Genomic DNA, 15,939 nt, shown 5'->3' on the forward strand with positions numbered 1-15,939 from the left:
CAATGGGAAAACGATCTCTGCTTCTGGCGCTGACGACCTGCCTGCATGGGATTTGGGCCAGCCTGCCCCTGCAGGCCGCGCCGTTTCCGGTCCCCGAGCTTTCCCCACCAGAGCAGCCAATGAAGGTCTATCACCTTGGCCACTCTCTGGTCGGCCCTGTGATGCCTCATATGCTGGCGCAGCTTGCACCCAAGGGGCACAGCTGGAATAGCCAGCTCGGGTCGGGCACGTCGCTAAAACAGCACTGGGAGCCGGAGGAGCCGATCCTTCATTTCGATCTGGTGAATCATGCCCCCATCTGGCGCGACGCCAAAGAGGCCATCGGTTCTGGCGATTATGATGCGGTGGTGCTGACAGAAATGGTCGAGCTGCGCGACGCGGTGAAGTATTTCGGCTCCGCCAAATACATGCGCCGCTGGGCCGCGCTGGCCCGTGATGCTTCGCCTGACACGCGGATCTATCTTTATGAGACCTGGCATCACCTCGATGACCCGGACGGCTGGCAGGCGCGCATCGCAAGCGATCTGGACCGGCTCTGGCTGGGCAAGGTGCTCGGATCAGACACGCGTCGCAATCCCAAACGCCCGGTCTACCTGATCCCCGCCGGACAGGTCATGGCCGCTGTCGCACGGGCCATTGATGCAGGCCAGATCGACGGGTTGAGCGATATTGCGGATCTTTTCGCCAAGAGCCCAGAGGGCGCACAGGATACCATTCATATCAACGACTTGGGCGCCTATATTGTCGCCCTCGCCCACTATGCCGTGCTCTATCACCGCTCCCCTGTTGGCCTACCGCACCAGCTGTCGCGTCCGGATGGAGAGGCAGCGACGGCGCTGTCACCGGCCGCTGCCGAGACGGTGCAGCAAATTGTCTGGCAGGTGGTGACAGGGATCCCCCGCACGGGTCTCTCTGACGCAGGCCAGAACGGATGAACCTTGAAACACTGATCACCTCGGTCCTGATGGTGGGCCATTCGCTGTTTGGCCAGGACAATCCCGCCATGCTGGAACAGCTGTTGCGCCAGTCCAGTAGCAGTGCCACCGTCGAAGCGCAGATCATCAATGGCGCGCCGCTCAGCTATAACTGGGAGCACGGCGACAGCGCCGAAGGGGTGAACGCCCGCGAGCGGCTCCAGACCCCAGTCGACGCGGTGATCCTCACCGAGGGCCTTCCGCTGGCCAATCACCTGAAATGGAGCAATACCGAAGAGACCGTCACCCGCTATTACCAGCTGGCCAAGGATGCCAATCCGGATGCCGCGGTCTATCTGCAGGAAACCTGGCACAGCCTCAGCAGCGGAACCGGCACCGAGGTGCCGTTTGACGAAGGCGCCGATATCCCCTGGCGTGACCGGCTGGAGCAGGACCTGCCCCGCTGGCAGGCTGTGGTCGATGAAGTCAACGACAGTGTCGGTGGTGATATGCGCCTACTTCCCGCCGGGCAGGCCATGGCGCGTCTGGACGATGCCATCCGGGCCGGAACGGTGCCGGGCCTCACCGAGATTTCCGAAGTTTTTTCCGATGACATCCACCCAAATGCCACCGGGTTCTACTATATCAGCGCGCTGCAGTATGCGGTTCTGACCGGACACAGCCCAATGGGCCTGCCGCACCGGCTGAAGGATCGTTGGGGCAAGGCCTATCCGGCGCCTGCGCCCGCACTGGCCCGGCGGCTGCAGGAGATCGCCTGGGCCGCGGCCCAAGGCGAGGAGGTGCGCACCGCCGCCCTGCCGCCCGACCCGCCGCCGCTGCCCTCCGACCCCGCTGCGCCACGCCTGAATGAGGAGGTTGCGGCCTCTGCCTCCGCGCCGGGAAACACCGCAAAGGCACCGCCGCGCCAGCCGATCGCCATGAACCTGATGGAGGTCGCCGACTGGAGCCCGCAGGCGCCTTTCCTTGACCACTTCAAAACCGCCCGTCCCTGGATCGGCCACCTGCCTGGGCGCTGGGGCGGTGTCGGCCATGACGATCTTGCCGCTGCAGGCTATCTGGACCCGCAAGGCTGGCCCACCGCCATGCCGCCCGAGCTTGGCTCCATCGGCACCGTCATTCTGACCGATCTGCCCGCCTCGGCGCACTCGCTTGCCGGGCGTTATGTGCTGCGCTTTGACGGCTCCGGCATTGTCGAGGTCTCTGGCCGCGCCGAAAACGTCCGCTATGGCAAGGGCAAGGTCACCTTTGACTATACCCCCGGCCCCGGTCCGGTCGAAATCCGCATTCAGCGTACTGGGCGCGGGGCGGACTACGTCCGCAACATCACCGTGGTGCGCGCCGATCAACTGCAGGCCTATGAAGATGGCGCCCTGTTCAACCCACTCTGGCTCGACATGCTGGATGGGTTTGACGTGCTGCGCTTTATGGACTGGATGCAGACCAACGATTCCGAACAGGTTGGCTGGGAAGACCGCCCGGAGGTCTCCGATTACACCTGGGCGCGCAAGGGCGTTCCGGCCGAGATCCTGCTGGCGCTGGTCAATACACTGGGCGCCGATCCCTGGTTCAACATGCCCCATATGGCCGACGACAGCTATCTGCGCAATTTCGCCCAGCTGGTGGATGGCGGCCTGGACGAAGATTTGCGCGCCTATGTGGAATACTCCAACGAGGTCTGGAACTGGCAATTTGCACAGGCCCAATGGGCCGACGAGCAGGCCCGCAGCCTCTGGGGCGGCAGTGACCTCTGGATGCAGTTCTACGGCGGACGCGCTGCGGAAATGTCGCGGATCTGGACCGATGTCTTTGGCGCAGACGCCGACCAACGACTGGTGCGGGTGATTTCCAGTCAGACCGGCTGGCCGGGCCTTGAGGAACAGGTGCTGAACGCACCGCTCTGGGTGGCCGGGGCGCCAGACCGCCTGCCCCCGGCGCGCTATTTCGATGCCTATGCAATCACCGGCTATTTCGGCGGCACGCTTGGCCTGCGCGACAACGCCCCCATGGTGCGCGCCTGGATCGCCGACAGCCGCGACCGGGCCCGCTCTGCCGCCGCCGATCTGGGGCTGCAGGGCGCTGAGGCTGCGGCCTATATCGAGGCGCATCAGTACGATGTGGCAACGGCGCAGGCTATGCTGGAAATCGAGGATGGCCTCCTCAGCGAGGACGGCAATGGCGCTATGGCCGGTTTTCTGGACAAGGAGCTGCCCTATCACAAATCCGTCGCCGACGAATACGAGCTGGACCTAATCATGTACGAGGGCGGCAGCCATGTGGTGGGTGTCGGCCAAATGGTCGAGGACGCAGAGCTGACCGGCTTTTTCACCCACTTTAACTACACCGAAGAAATGGCCGCGCTTTATACGAAGATGCTGACTGGCTGGGCCGAGCATGGCGGCACCCTGTTCGCGGCCTATGCCGATGTGGCTGTGCCCGGCAAATGGGGCAGCTGGGGTGCGCGGCGCACGCTCAGCGACGACAACCCGCGCTGGCGGGTGCTGGAGGCGGTGAAATGACACCGCTGATATCCGTGCTGATCCCGGCCCATAACGAGGCGGCGTATATCCGCCCCTGTCTTGAGGCGCTTTTTGCCTCTGATCCGTTGCCCAGCTCGGCCGAGGTTCTGGTGCTAGCCAATGGCTGCACCGATGACACCGCTGAAATTGCCCGCTCTGTCACCCTTCCCCAAGGCTGGAGCCGCAAGGTGATCGACCTGCCACAGGGCGGCAAGCTGGCCGCGCTCAACGCCGGGGATACCCGTGCAAAGGGCGCTGTGCTGGTCTATCTTGATGCCGATGTCACGGTTACCCCGCCTCTCTTGGCGCAACTTGCAGGGGCTCTGACGCCGGAGCGACCGCTTTATGCCAGCGGCAGCCCCCGTGTCGGCCCGGCCCGCTCTGCCCTGACCCGCGCCTATGGCCGGTTCTGGTCCAGACTGCCCTTTGTCACGGATGGCGCCCCCGGTTTTGGTCTTTTCGCCATGACCCGTACCGGGCGTGAGCGCTGGCAGGACTGGCCCGACATCATCTCGGACGACACATTCGCACGGCTGTCCTTTGCCCCTGCCGAGCGCATTCGTGTGCCCGCCCGCTATGACTGGCCGATGGTCGAAGGTTTTGCCAATCTGGTGCGGGTGCGCAGACGGCAGAATATCGGCGTCGAGGAAATCGCCAAGCGATTTCCGCATCTGTTGGAAAACGATGACAAACGCAGCCTCGGCGCATCGGGTCTGATGCGCCTCTTCCTGCGCGACCCGCTGGGGTTTGCCGCCTATGCGCTGGTCAGCCTGACGGTAAAAACGCCACTGTTCAGGACCAAGACACGCTGGGCGAGAGGTCGCTAGGCCTCCTGAAGCCTGCGGACTGACGCCACCGCGCCGCGCTTGCGCGGCGCCAGGCCCAACCGTCGCACACGCGGCTCTGCCGTGGGCAAGATGGGCGGGAGAGCGCCGTTGGCAGCAGAAGTTTCCGCCGTCGCGCTGCTTCACTGCCTGTCACGACGGCGCATCAATCATTGCCCAGCCAACGGATTGTCGCAAGCAACTGCCGGGTTTCGTGCTTAGGCAGCGCCGAAAGTTGCATGTCGATTGACGCGCCGCGCCGCCCTGCCTAGCGTGCAGAAAACCATCAGGAGGTCAGATGCTTAAGCAAGCCGCGCTGTTTTCCGGCCAGGGTCTGCTGGCGCGGGTGCTGCGCTCGGCCTCCTGGCTGATGATCGGCTATGGCGGCAGCCAGGCACTGCGGCTTGGCGCCAATCTGATCCTGGCCCGGCTGCTGTTCCCCGAGGCCTTTGGCCTGATGGCACTGGTCAGCGTGGTGACCGTTGGCCTTTCCCTGTTTTCCGATGTCGGGATCGGCCCGTCCATTGCGCAGAATGAACGCGGCGATGATCCCGACTTTCTCAACACCGCCTGGACCATTCAAGTTGTCCGCGGGTTCGGTCTCTGGGGGATGACTCTGCTGCTGGCCTGGCCTGTTTCCTGGCTCTATCAGGCCCCGGATCTGCTGCTCTACTTGCCGATTGGCGGCATTGGCCTCGCCATCGCAGGCTTCAATCCGACCCGCATTGAAACTGCGCACCGGCACTTGCTGGTCGGGCGCCTCACTGCACTGGATCTCGCGGCGCAGGCCCTTGGCATCGGCGCTATGGTGCTTTTGGCCTGGGCAACCGGATCGGTTCTGGCGCTGGTTCTGGGCGGGGTCATTCAGGCCGCGGTGAAACTTGTGCTGACCCATTTCGGCCTGCCAGGGCAGACAAACCGGTTTCGCTGGGAACCCCGCGCCGCGCAGGAGCTGATCCGCTTTGGTAAGTGGATATTCCTCTCCACGGCCTTCTGGTTCCTGACCTCGCAGGGGGACCGGGCTATCTTGGGCCGCTTTGTGCCGCTGGATGTGCTGGGCGTCTATAATATCGGCTACTTTCTGGCGAGTTTCCCGATGCTGCTGGGCCATGCGGTGAACCAGAGGCTGATGATTCCGGTTTATCGCGACAAGCCCGCTGATGGCCCGCCGGAAAACCGGCGCAAACACCGCCTGCTGCGCGCAGGTCTGAGCGCCGTGATCCTGTCGCTGCTGTTGATCATGGCCTGGATCGGCCCCTGGCTGACAGACCTCCTGTATGATGCGCGCTATCAGCAGGCGGGCGCGATGATCGTGCTGATCTCACTGGCGCTGGCCCCGGCCGTCATCACCATGACCTACGACCAGGCCGCATTGGCCGCCGGGGACAGCCGGGCGTTCTTTGTCTTCACCGCCAGCCGCGCCCTACTGCAAACAGCACTTTTCTTACTCGGCACCTACTGGTTCGGGTTGCCCGGCGGTATTGCAGCGCTGGGATTGGCGATGCTCGGCGCCTATCCGGTGCTGATCTGGCTGGCCCGCCGACACGGCGCCTGGGATCCCCTGCACGATCTGGTCTGTGGCTTTCTGGTTGTTCTGGTCGGAGGCAGCGCCCTTTGGTGGCATCAAGATGCGGTGCTGACCCTGATCAAGGCGCTGGCCCCTTGATCCACCGCCTGCCCTACAGCCGCCCCTGCGGCAGGACAACTGGGACTGCGCGCCCGGCTTTTGGTCGTGACGGTCCCCTCACAAGGCAAACGATCAGCTGCGCCGCCCTTTGCCTGAGCGCCGTTTTCCACCGGGGGACTTCATTTCCGGAATGGTGACAACCGGCATTAGCCCAGTTTCCCGCTTCATCTGCGCGACCGAGCGCAGCACCGGCTTTCGTAACTCCAGAAGGAAGGCAATCACCAAAGCGGCGAGCAGGCTGGCGGCGGCGCCCAAAAGCGCCGTGCGCTTGCGTCCCCCTGTTACCGGGTAATCGGGCAAGGCAGCTGGTTCCAGCACTGTCAACCGCTCGGACTGGCGCGCGGTTTCCAGACGGAATCCGATCTCGGCCTCGTTGCGGCGAGCACGGGTCGTCTCCAGTTCGCTCTGCAGCTGTTGCAGCCTGCGGTCATAGGCAGCGAGCTGACGCTCGACCTCAGGAGAGGTTTCTAGTGACGCTTCGATTTCTGCCTTGCGCCGGGTCAGAAGATCGCGCTGCGCGGTCAGGGTAGCAAGCTGCTCTTCGAATTCTTCAAGCATGCGCTGCGCTGTTGCCGGGCGTTCATTGGACATCGCCTGATCTGCCGCCCGACGGATCTGGATCTGCTCCCGGTCAATATCCAGCAGCGCCTCGTTCAGTGTGGCGATTTCCCCTTGGCGGATTTCCAACGCCCCCGGCTGAGCAACGTCGTGCTCGGTCCGGTAGGAGGCGATCTCATCGTCCAGCGCCGCCAGTTCCTTGGCCACGGCCGTTTCCTTTGCGGTAAAGAAATTCAGCGTTTCCCGCGCCTGCTCGATACGGGTACTGACGCTGAGCTCGATCGTCCGGCGCCCAAATTCCGCTGCAACCGCCTGGGCCTGTTCAGGGCTGGGCATGCGGGCGGTGATGGTCAAAACAGCGATGGTGCCATCATCGGCGAAGCCTTCGCGCACCGCAGCCACCCCGGTAATCGAGACGTTTTCGCGCACCAGCGTAACCAGGTCCGAAGGTCTAAGATCCGGCATATCGCCATATAGATCGAACGCCTCGACAATCTCCAGTACAGAGCTGCGCGCCATCAGCCGCTGTTCGATCAGCTGCATGCGACGCGCGGTGGATCCTTCGACCGTTGATTTGGCCAGATCATCCGCGATTGTCGGCTGTGCGACTTGGATGACCTCGGAGCTTTCGTAGAAATGCTGCTGTCGGGCGGCCAGAAACAGCGACACCAGACTGCCCAGAACGGCAATCGCAAGGATCACCAACGCACGGCGGCGCAGCATGTCCAGAAGATCCGGCAAAGAGTAGATAGGACCCATTCAACATCTCTTGGTTTGCCGCGGTCGCGCCGCTGGGCAGATTAACGTGCAAAGTGTGCTGTGCCATACACACCATGGCAAGCAGGCAAAACTTTGACCGGTTGGCGGAAGTTATGCGACAGGACCGATGTCGGCGGTCGCGCGCCCTCGGTTCAGGACCACCCCCAGCAACGGCGCGTTTCCATTGAGGATCCTCTCGCAAGCGGCCAGATGCGCCGCCGTTGTCTGCGTCCCGTCCGAGATCACCAGCACCCCGTCGACCTGCGGCAGAAAGGCCGCCGCATCATCGTACTCCAGCATCGGTGGCAGGTCGAAGACAACCGTTTCCGGGTCCAGGTCCGCCAGCATGTGGTCCAGTACCGCGGCGCTACGGCTGTCATGCAGGATTTCTGCCGCGTTCAGGTCCGGCGTCGCGTTCAACCCGACCGCGAGCGTATCGAGCGGGCGCACCAGCGCCTCTTCTACAGGGCGGGTGCCGGACAGGAAGGACGCCATGTCGCCCGCCGCCACCAGCCCCATCGCAGGGCCCACCCCAGGGCTGCGAAAGTTGAGATCCATCAAGATGGTCCGGCTAGACGGCACCCGCGCCAAGCTAAGCGCCAGATTGACCGCACAGAATGTGGCTCCACAGCCCCCGGTGGGCGCAGTGACCGCAACCCGGTTCCAGCCGCGGACCTTCAAGGTTTGCAACAGCCGCGTGCGCAGCAGATCAAAGGCGCGCCCGGCCGGGTCGGTCCGCACGGCTGAAGCCAGCGGCGCACCATCACGGCCCCCCCGGTCAGGATTAAAGGAGATTCTGGCCAACCGTTCCCATGGGCTTGGCAAGGTGGTGGGGAGGATTTCGGCAGGTTCGGACTGCAGGCCGGGTGGTACGTTCTCCAGCACAGCCTCATCCGGTTCCGGGCGCAACTGTTCCTGCACCTCGGGCTGAACCTGTGCGCGCCGCCGAAATTTCTTAAAACCCTGTTGCGTCATGCCTTGCTCATATTGTCATCACAGCCTTGCCACGTGGCCGCAGCTTTGCCAACTTCAGGATCATATCAACTTGCCCCTGCGAAAGAAGCCCGCAACGCGTCTTGCTCCGGCCATGGCCGCAAGGCAGCGCCCGCACCAAAAATGAGATGCACGGCGCGGGTCCTCTTCGCGACTGCATTGAACCAGACAGGGATTAATATCCTGTACCTTTCAGAACCACGCCGATAGTACGCCAGATCAGACCGATGTCACAGCCAAGGCTTAGCGCACGACAGTATTCGGAATCCGCGGCAGCGCGAAAGGCAAAGGTGCTTTCGTTGCGGGCCGACACCTGCCACAGCCCCGTCAAACCGGGTTTGAGATCAAAATAGTCGCGCGGATCACCGTAAATCGCCAGCTGCTCGGGCATCATCGGACGCGGACCCACAAGGCTCATCTCGCCTTTCACCACGTTCCACAGCTGCGGAAGCTCATCCATGGAGGTGACTCGTAGGATACGGCCAACACGGGTGATGCGGGGATCGTTCTTCAGTTTCTGCGTTGCGTCCCATTCCCGCCGCAAGGCCGGGTCCCGCGCAAGGCATTCGGCCAGACGGGCATCCGCATCCCGCACCATGGTGCGTAATTTCAGGATTCGGAAGCGTCTGCCATTCCGGCCCAGGCGCTCCTGCGTGTAAAACGGGCTGCCGCCTTCAAGTGCAAGCGCCAGCGCGCAGAACAACACGACAGGCAGAGTGACAGGCAAGGATAATAGGGTTAGCAGCAAATCTAGGGTCCGTTTTCCAGCCCGACGATACAGCTCCGGACGCGAGGACCGGCGGTGCGGCATCTGCAGCGGTTCATAGTGTGATGGACCGATCCATTGGGCCACGTTGGCATTGGCGGCCTGCGCTGTCATCGCCTGTCGCAGAGCTTCATCCTTGAGCCGTTTCAAAACCAAGGTTCCCTGCCCAGCAGTATCGACTGAAGCAAATGACAGCATCGGAACTTTATTCTTACGCAACAGGTCCGTCATCAAAATCCCCATTCCTCACCAGACCCCATGGGTCGGGCACACCGCATCCTGCGGAACCGTTTAATTTGCACAGGTCCGGCATGGCAGCAGCCGGCAACACACGTCTGTAATTGAAGGGTCTGATAGGACGCGCCCCCACGCGTCTTCCCTGCACCCACTTCTCCGCATTTAGGGCGAAAGAAGTTCAAATTATCGACACATTCTTTTTAATATATTTTTATCTAAATTGCTGCGAGTAAATGAAAAAAGGTTAACCAGCCACATTTTCACCTGAATTCCAGCGCATTTGGGAAACAATAATCCAAAATATGCTCACACTGTTGGGGAACTGGGGAATATAGACCCGGAATCGGTGGCGCAGCGCACCTCAGCCCCCACATTGCATCCGGGCTAAGCGTGCACGCTATCAGCCTGCAACAGAATGAGATTCGACAGGATCACGGCCGTTTCAGGAGCCGCTGCGGAATTTTCCGGGGCTTTTTCCTGTCCAACGCTTGAAGGCATCGTTGAACGAGCTGAGCCCGCGATAGCCCAGCAAATGCGCGATCTCTGCCAGAACCAGATCGCTGTGCAACAGATATTGCGTGGCCATTTCCTCGCGCAGCTTTTCCAAAATTTCGAAATAACTGGTACCCTGATCGCCCAGCTTGCGCGACAAGGTACGGGGACTCATGCCAAGGTCCTGTGCCACGGTCTCCAGCGCCGCCGTTCCCGAGGCAAGTCGACGCGAAATGCTCTGCCCAACTTGCGATGCGATATCTCTCTCCCCGGCCGTCATGGTCTTCATCTGCGACGCGGCGCATTGCAGCAAGATGCGCAACAGGATCGGGTCACCTGTCGCAAGCTCCCGCGTCAGGTCATCGGTTTCGAACCGTAACAGGTTTTCCGGTGCACCAAACTGGACACGGCAGCCAAAGAACTCTTCCATCTCGGCGGCGCCGGACAAACGGTGATGGCAGAACGCCACCTGCCGCAGCCGGATACGGGTCTGGCTGGACCGGCGCAGGCTGGACAGGATCAGTGCCACGAGGAATTCCACGTATTGTCCGCTTAGCTCGATCCCCGCCGTGTCTGGAGCAGATGTCCGCACTCGGCTTTCTCCTCCGCGGATCTCGGGGCGGGTGCCTGCATCCACCGCATAGGTCCAGGTCAGCGCACCGGTTTCAGCAAGCTGGGAGCGATCGAAATGCAGGGCCTCTCCGAATAGGCGGGCGTAGTCCGACAGGTTCGACAGAAACCCCAGCACCTGCGGCGCACACAACGCCAGATACCCCAGAAGCCCGGCCTTGCGCAGATCGGTCTGCTGCCCGAACCGCAGTCCGAAGAGATCAATCTCGCTGATTTTCGCCGCATGCTGAAAGAACGATGCGATCGAACGGCTGTCGGTAAAAGGCTCTTCTTGGCCAACAAGACTCTGGCCAAAAGGCACCGCACGAAAGATCTCTGCCGAAGAATGCCCAAGCTCGGCCAGCCTTTGCGCGGCGCATTGTACAAAAATTGCATTTTCAAGGTTCAGATGCCGGGTCATAACACAAGCCCCACTCAAGACACACTCAACACCACAGTCAGAGGGCATCGTCTTGGCCCCTGACATGGCCTCTGTGGTGCATCCGGGCAGAGCGTCCCGGCGTTTCATCCGTGCGTTGTACGCGGGTGCGCCGCTTGGCCAGGCAGCCCCACGAAACGCTGCAGGCTGCTTTTACAATATAGCCTGATTTGAATATTTCCCAACTCTGTCCAGCGGAAACCGGCCACCGCTTGGCGTCTCTTCCGGTCATCCCCCCTCACCTTTTGGATAGTACCCCAAGACCTGCGGATAGGTCTGGCCGTTTTTCGGGGCGATCAAACGCCGTGCCAGCAACATTGACGGTCGCCTGCTTGCCTGTTGGCGGGAATCGCGTCTTTATGCGCGCCATTCCAAAACAGACGGAAGGCGCGGATGACCATGGCTGCAGATAGATCGTCTTTTTTTCAGTCCGACAACTGGATCGCTGCCGAGGCGCAGGGCACGGAGTGGACTTTCTGGGCCATGTCCGGAGACACGCCCGGCGCTCGCCGCAAGGCACATCTGCCGCAGGGCAGCAACGATCCAGGCTTTTCCGAGATCCATGCCGCGCTGTGCAGCGAGCTGACTGCATCGCAACTGCCAATTGTCGCCTGTGGCACCGGCCTGGCCGCACCGCAGGCCGTCCCGACGCGCCCGGACCAGCTGCCACTGGCCCCACAAGGCAGCGCCCTGCCCCGGGAAACCGTGCTCATCACTCTGCCCGGGCTGGCGCAAAAGGCGCCGCCTGCCATAATGCAGGGCGCCGAAACCTGCATCGCCGGGTTTCTGGCGCTCAATCCGTCCTGGGACGGGGTTCTTTGCCTGCCCGGAAAAACCACCCACTGGGCTTTGATCAGCGCAAATGAAGTCGTCAGTTTTCAAAGCTTCCTGACTGTGGAGCTGGCCGAAGCCACCTGCGCCATGGCCGGATTGCAGGTGCAGGACTGGGCAGCTGGTGAGCTGACCGGAACCGCAGCCGACACCATGTCAAAGCCGGAACTGATGGCCGCGCGATTAGCCGAAGCCAAGGCAGCCATGCATGGCGGCAGCTGCACCCCGGAACAGGCCACCGGGCGGATCTGGGGCGCCGTGCTGGGCGCCGAACTGGCCGCCGCCCGCCCTTACTGGCTAGGGCAAAATTTGGCGCTGATCGGTGAAAAGGAGACCGCCCGCCCCTATGCCGCTGCATTGGAAATGCAGGGGCTGCCGGTCACCATTGCAGACCCGGAACGCATGACACTGGCCGGGTTGACCCGGGCCTGGCGCAGCTTGCGCAAAGAAGACGACTAACCTCCACCGTCGCGCCGGCCCCCTGCCCGCTCACAGGACAAAGGGCCGAGGGAGCGCCAAGCGATCAGACCTTGTGACGGGCCCCTTTCGAGGGGGGCATTTCGGGCGGGCCAGCAAAACACTGGGCGATCTCCATCCAGCGCGTCGCGGTCGCCCCGGTCACCTCCAGCGCGGTGTCTTCGATATTCCGGACCTGCGTGACCACCTGCGCGAACTCCACCGCAGATCCGACAACCCGGTTGTCCTCTTGCGGCGTGTTCCATTCCCAGACCGCCGAAGACGGTCCGGTCAGCTGGACGAATGGCGCGGGGTCGGGCACCTCTTCTCCCCGGTTCAGGAAGGTCCAGCCATAAGTCGCAACGCCAAGATGGGCGATATTGCGGATCCGGTCCTGCTCCACCCGCTCCAGCCCCAGAAGATCAAAGACCTCCTGACCATGCGCCCAGGTTTCCATCTGCCGTGCGGTGATCGAGGACAGCGCACTCATGTCCGGGCCCACCCATTTCACCCGCGCCTTGGGATCGGCCACAGCAAAAGCATCGGCGCAGGTTTCCGCGCCAGCCTTCCAGGCCTCAAATAGCGCCCGTCCCGACAGCCCGTCGAGCCAGGGGAACTGGCACTGCAGGATCGTCTTGCCCGATTGCATGTCCTGCACGATCGGGCCGATGAATGCGGCAAAGGCCTCCTCCCCCTTGAGCGAGGTTTCTGCCGCCACGTTGAACAGGTGCAGGTGGCCCAGCACGTGATCGATGGTCCAGTCTTTGAACTGCGTCGGCCTGTGAAACGCCTCTTCCGGCAGATCCTCCAGTATCGCCGCCAGCGCCCGGCTTTCGGCACGAAAATCCTCTGCCTGCTGCATGGATGCCCTCCTCCCAATTGAAATTCCGCTACGTCCGGCGAGCCCTTCCACGATTGAACCGACCGAACGTTCTGTTTTACGATTCCTCAAAGGATAGGCGCATGACACAGAAAACCGAAGACCAACCCGACGTCACCGCGCCCGGCGCTGCGGGCACAACGCGAACCGAAACGCGGGCAGACAAGACCCGGCAGCGGATTTTCGACGCGGTCACGGACTGTCTGGACCAGTCGGGATACGCGGAAACCTCGATCAACCGGGTACAGACCGCCGCTGGTGTGTCACGCGGGGCGCTGACCCATCACTTTCCTTCGAAAGAGGAGATGATGGTGCGCACGCTGGAACATCTTCTGGCGCCGGTGCGCGGCCCAGAACAGGCGAGCGAAAGCGGCCATATGCTGCGCAAGGGCGGCGCGGCACAGGATTTGCCCGCCGAACTGCACCGTCTGTGGGCCCGGGTGATCAACACCCGTGAAGGGCGCGCGGTGATGGAAATCCTCGTCGCCTCGCGCACGGATGAAACCCTGCGCACGCGCATCACCCCCTCGCTCTGGGATTATAACGACGCCTTCAACCGCAATATTGCCAATCTATACACCGCGTCCTCGGGCGAGGATCTGGCGTTGCTCTGGTCGATCTGCCGCAGCTTTATGCGCGGGCTGCACAGTCAGGCACCCTACGAACGCGATCGAGAGATCATCACCAAGATGGTCGATCTGTTCGCCCGCATCATGTCGCCGCATCTGGCGACCCGCCCCGGCCCCAAGGAGTAAACCGCATGCAAAGCCCCTTTGACACCGAAGAGCGCCGTGCCTTCCGCGAGAGCCTGCGGAGCTTTGTGGCGCAGGAAATCACTCCCTTCTGCGATGACTGGGACGAAGCCGGGGAAATCCCCTGGGAGCTGCACCAGAAAACCGGGGCGCTGGGCGTCTGGGGCTTTGGCATCGAGGAGAAATACGGCGGGCTTGGCTTTGACGACTGCTTCATGCGTGCCGCCTACAGCGAGGAAATCGCCCGCTGCGGCGCGGGCGGTGTCGCGGCGGCCATGGGTGGGCGTCAGATCTCGCTTGATCCCATTGCCCGGCTGGCCAGCGAAGAAATCAAGATGCAGGTGCTGCCGGAGGTGATCGCGGGGCGCAAAGGGTCTTCGCTTGCGGTGACGGAGCCGGGCGGCGGGTCGGACGTCGCCAATATCACCACCACGGCGCGGCGGGATGGCAATCACTGGGTGCTGAGCGGCAGCAAGACCTTCATCACCGGCGGCATGACGTCGGAGTATTTCGTCATTCCTGCCCGCACTGGTGAGCCGGGGCTGGAGGGGATTTCGCTGTTCTTTGTCGAAGCAGATACCCCGGGGTTCACCCGCAGCGCGCTGAGCCGGAAAATGGGCTGGTGGTGCTCGGATCAGGCAACGCTGTTCCTCGATGACGTCCGCCTGCCCGCCGACCGGATGATGGGGCCGGAAAATCATGGCTTTCTGGCGGTGATGGAGAATTTCAACCTCGAACGGGTCGGGCTGATCGCCAACATGCTGGGCATGATGAAAACCTGCCTTGAGGACAGTATCGCCTGGGCACAGGAGCGGCAGACCTTTGGCAAGCCGCTGATCCGCCATCAGGTGATCCGCCACAAGATCGCCGATATCTCGGCCCGGATCGACGCGGTAGAGGCCACTCTGAACATGATCTGCTGGCAGGTGAACGAAGGGCGGATGCCGGTGGCCGAAATCTGCAAGGCCAAGGTCTTTGCCTCCAAGGCCTGCGAGTTCTGCGCCTCCGAAGCGATGCAGATACTCGGTGGTGCGGGCTATCTGCGCGGCAACCGGATCGAACGTATCTACCGAGAGGTCAAGGTGATGGCCATCGGCGGCGGCTCCGAGGAAATCATGCGCGATCTGGCGGTGCGGCAGATGGGGCTGTAATCGCGCAGCGGCGCGTCATACCGCCGAGGAAAAGCTGCGTTCAGCCGCCTCGAAATTACGGGTCAGCGGCGCCGTCAAAGGCGATTGCGCCGAATAATAGGCCCCGACCCGGCACAGTTGCACTGCAAAATCGGGATGCGCGCCCGCATCATCGTATTTGCGCACCCGCTCCTTGCGCAGCCAGCCGCGGCGTTTGACCTCCTGCTCGATCAGCTTCAGCCGCTGCACGCAATGCAATGTCGTGTAGACCGACAGGTAATCCATGTAATCGGCGATGTCGTGGCCACAGCCAGGGTCGAAAATCTCGATCACGATATCGGCCATCACATCGGGGGCGATGGGCCAGGTTTCATCAGCAATCAGCCAGGCCAGATCTTCGGCCCCGTGGCGTAGACCGGCGTATTCGAAATCGAACCAGCGCAGGTATCCGTCGTCGCCAATGGCGGCATTGCCCGACCGGCAATCCCATTTCAGGAACTGCATGCCCGGGTAATCCATCCGCTCAGCCACAGCCGCCATATCGAACTGGCGGGAGATGCCTACCGAATAGGGCTCCATCGCGGCAACCGAGCCGACAAAGGAGCCAACCCAATCCGCGTTCGAGCCCAGATGCGGCAGCATTTCCGCCAGCTTCGTCTGCCGCCCGGCCGCGTGAATACGAAAGATCGCCGCCACCGCCTCGGCCGCCAGTTCCACCTGATCCTCGGGGTCCTGCTCCATGATCTCGGCATTCAGACGCATCTCACCGGTGTCAGACTGGAACATCACGTCATCGCTGACGCCCAGAACCTGCGGAATATCGTCACAATGGGGCGCCAGCTCCTGCAGCACATGCGCCTCCAGATGGGTGCGGCGAAAGTCGGGCCGCAGTGTCGCGATCACGCTGTGGTCGGGATAATGCAGCCGCAAGGACGAGCGCGAATTGCCCCCCGGCGCAGAAATCCGGTCGGGCGCGGCGCCCAGAACCACCTCGGCCTTGGCCGCGATATAGGCCTTGCGATCCTCAAAACTGCCGTCAGCCACGTCTGTCCCTCTTCACCTCACCAAGTGTTGC

At 62.4% G+C, this 15,939-nt stretch carries 13 protein-coding genes; 7 read left to right on the forward strand and 6 right to left on the reverse strand.

Annotated features, from left to right (window positions below):
* The first annotated feature begins 2 nt into the window (after positions 1 to 2).
* The 4 genes from SM763_RS01755 to SM763_RS01770 all read left to right on the forward strand — a co-directional run bounded on the left by SM763_RS01755 (position 3) and on the right by SM763_RS01770 (position 5,941).
* A complete protein-coding gene (locus SM763_RS01755) occupies positions 3 to 935 on the forward strand; it encodes a hypothetical protein (protein ID WP_368997249.1) in 933 nt (310 codons plus the stop codon).
* Positions 932 to 3,451 (forward strand): hypothetical protein, encoded by a 2,520-nt coding sequence (locus SM763_RS01760; protein ID WP_368997250.1) that lies wholly within the window; start codon positions 932 to 934, stop codon positions 3,449 to 3,451. Before SM763_RS01755 ends, SM763_RS01760 begins: the two co-directional genes overlap by 4 nt.
* Positions 3,448 to 4,278 (forward strand): glycosyltransferase family 2 protein, encoded by an 831-nt coding sequence (locus SM763_RS01765; protein ID WP_368997252.1) that lies wholly within the window; start codon positions 3,448 to 3,450, stop codon positions 4,276 to 4,278. Before SM763_RS01760 ends, SM763_RS01765 begins: the two co-directional genes overlap by 4 nt.
* Positions 4,279 to 4,573: 295 nt before the next feature.
* Positions 4,574 to 5,941: an oligosaccharide flippase family protein gene (locus SM763_RS01770; RefSeq protein ID WP_368997254.1), complete on the forward strand. Its 1,368-nt coding sequence runs from the start codon at positions 4,574 to 4,576 to the stop codon at positions 5,939 to 5,941.
* 93 nt (positions 5,942 to 6,034) lie between these two features.
* On the opposite strand, the gene SM763_RS01775 is transcribed toward SM763_RS01770, so the two are convergent.
* From SM763_RS01775 to SM763_RS01790, 4 genes are all read right to left on the reverse strand, one after another.
* Positions 6,035 to 7,279, reverse strand: a complete 1,245-nt coding sequence (locus tag SM763_RS01775; protein WP_274832048.1) for a GumC domain-containing protein — start codon at positions 7,277 to 7,279, stop codon at positions 6,035 to 6,037.
* A gap of 111 nt (positions 7,280 to 7,390) precedes the next feature.
* Positions 7,391 to 8,254, reverse strand: coding sequence for a CpsD/CapB family tyrosine-protein kinase (locus tag SM763_RS01780; RefSeq protein ID WP_368997255.1), 864 nt, complete (start codon positions 8,252 to 8,254; stop codon positions 7,391 to 7,393).
* Between the two features lie 193 nt (positions 8,255 to 8,447).
* Positions 8,448 to 9,083: a sugar transferase gene (locus SM763_RS01785; protein WP_065273817.1), complete on the reverse strand. Its 636-nt coding sequence runs from the start codon at positions 9,081 to 9,083 to the stop codon at positions 8,448 to 8,450.
* A gap of 634 nt (positions 9,084 to 9,717) precedes the next feature.
* Entirely contained in the window at positions 9,718 to 10,797 is a 1,080-nt protein-coding gene (locus SM763_RS01790) for an AraC family transcriptional regulator (protein ID WP_368997257.1), read from the reverse strand.
* Positions 10,798 to 11,214: 417 nt separating this feature from the next.
* On the opposite strand from SM763_RS01790, the gene SM763_RS01795 reads away from it, so the two are divergent.
* Positions 11,215 to 12,105 (forward strand): 2-dehydro-3-deoxygalactonokinase, encoded by an 891-nt coding sequence (locus SM763_RS01795; protein ID WP_368997259.1) that lies wholly within the window; start codon positions 11,215 to 11,217, stop codon positions 12,103 to 12,105.
* 64 nt (positions 12,106 to 12,169) lie between these two features.
* Here SM763_RS01795 and SM763_RS01800 read toward each other — a convergent pair whose 3' ends face one another.
* Positions 12,170 to 12,964, reverse strand: a complete 795-nt coding sequence (locus SM763_RS01800) for a TIGR03084 family metal-binding protein (protein ID WP_065273305.1) — start codon at positions 12,962 to 12,964, stop codon at positions 12,170 to 12,172.
* 101 nt (positions 12,965 to 13,065) lie between these two features.
* Here SM763_RS01800 and SM763_RS01805 point away from each other — a divergent pair, with 101 nt between their 5' ends.
* Both SM763_RS01805 and SM763_RS01810 read left to right on the forward strand, forming a co-directional pair.
* Positions 13,066 to 13,737 (forward strand): TetR/AcrR family transcriptional regulator, encoded by a 672-nt coding sequence (locus tag SM763_RS01805; protein ID WP_368997261.1) that lies wholly within the window; start codon positions 13,066 to 13,068, stop codon positions 13,735 to 13,737.
* Between the two features lie 5 nt (positions 13,738 to 13,742).
* On the forward strand, positions 13,743 to 14,885 hold the full coding sequence (locus tag SM763_RS01810) for an acyl-CoA dehydrogenase family protein (RefSeq protein ID WP_368997263.1): 1,143 nt from the start codon (positions 13,743 to 13,745) through the stop codon (positions 14,883 to 14,885).
* A 15-nt stretch (positions 14,886 to 14,900) separates the two neighbouring features.
* Here SM763_RS01810 and SM763_RS01815 read toward each other — a convergent pair whose 3' ends face one another.
* A complete protein-coding gene (locus SM763_RS01815) occupies positions 14,901 to 15,908 on the reverse strand; it encodes a hypothetical protein (RefSeq protein ID WP_368997265.1) in 1,008 nt (335 codons plus the stop codon).
* Positions 15,909 to 15,939 lie beyond the last annotated feature (31 nt).

Source organism: Pseudophaeobacter sp. C1-32P7 (assembly GCF_041008775.1).
In the GTDB taxonomy this organism is placed as follows: Bacteria; Pseudomonadota; Alphaproteobacteria; order Rhodobacterales; family Rhodobacteraceae; genus Phycobacter; species Phycobacter gallaeciensis_A.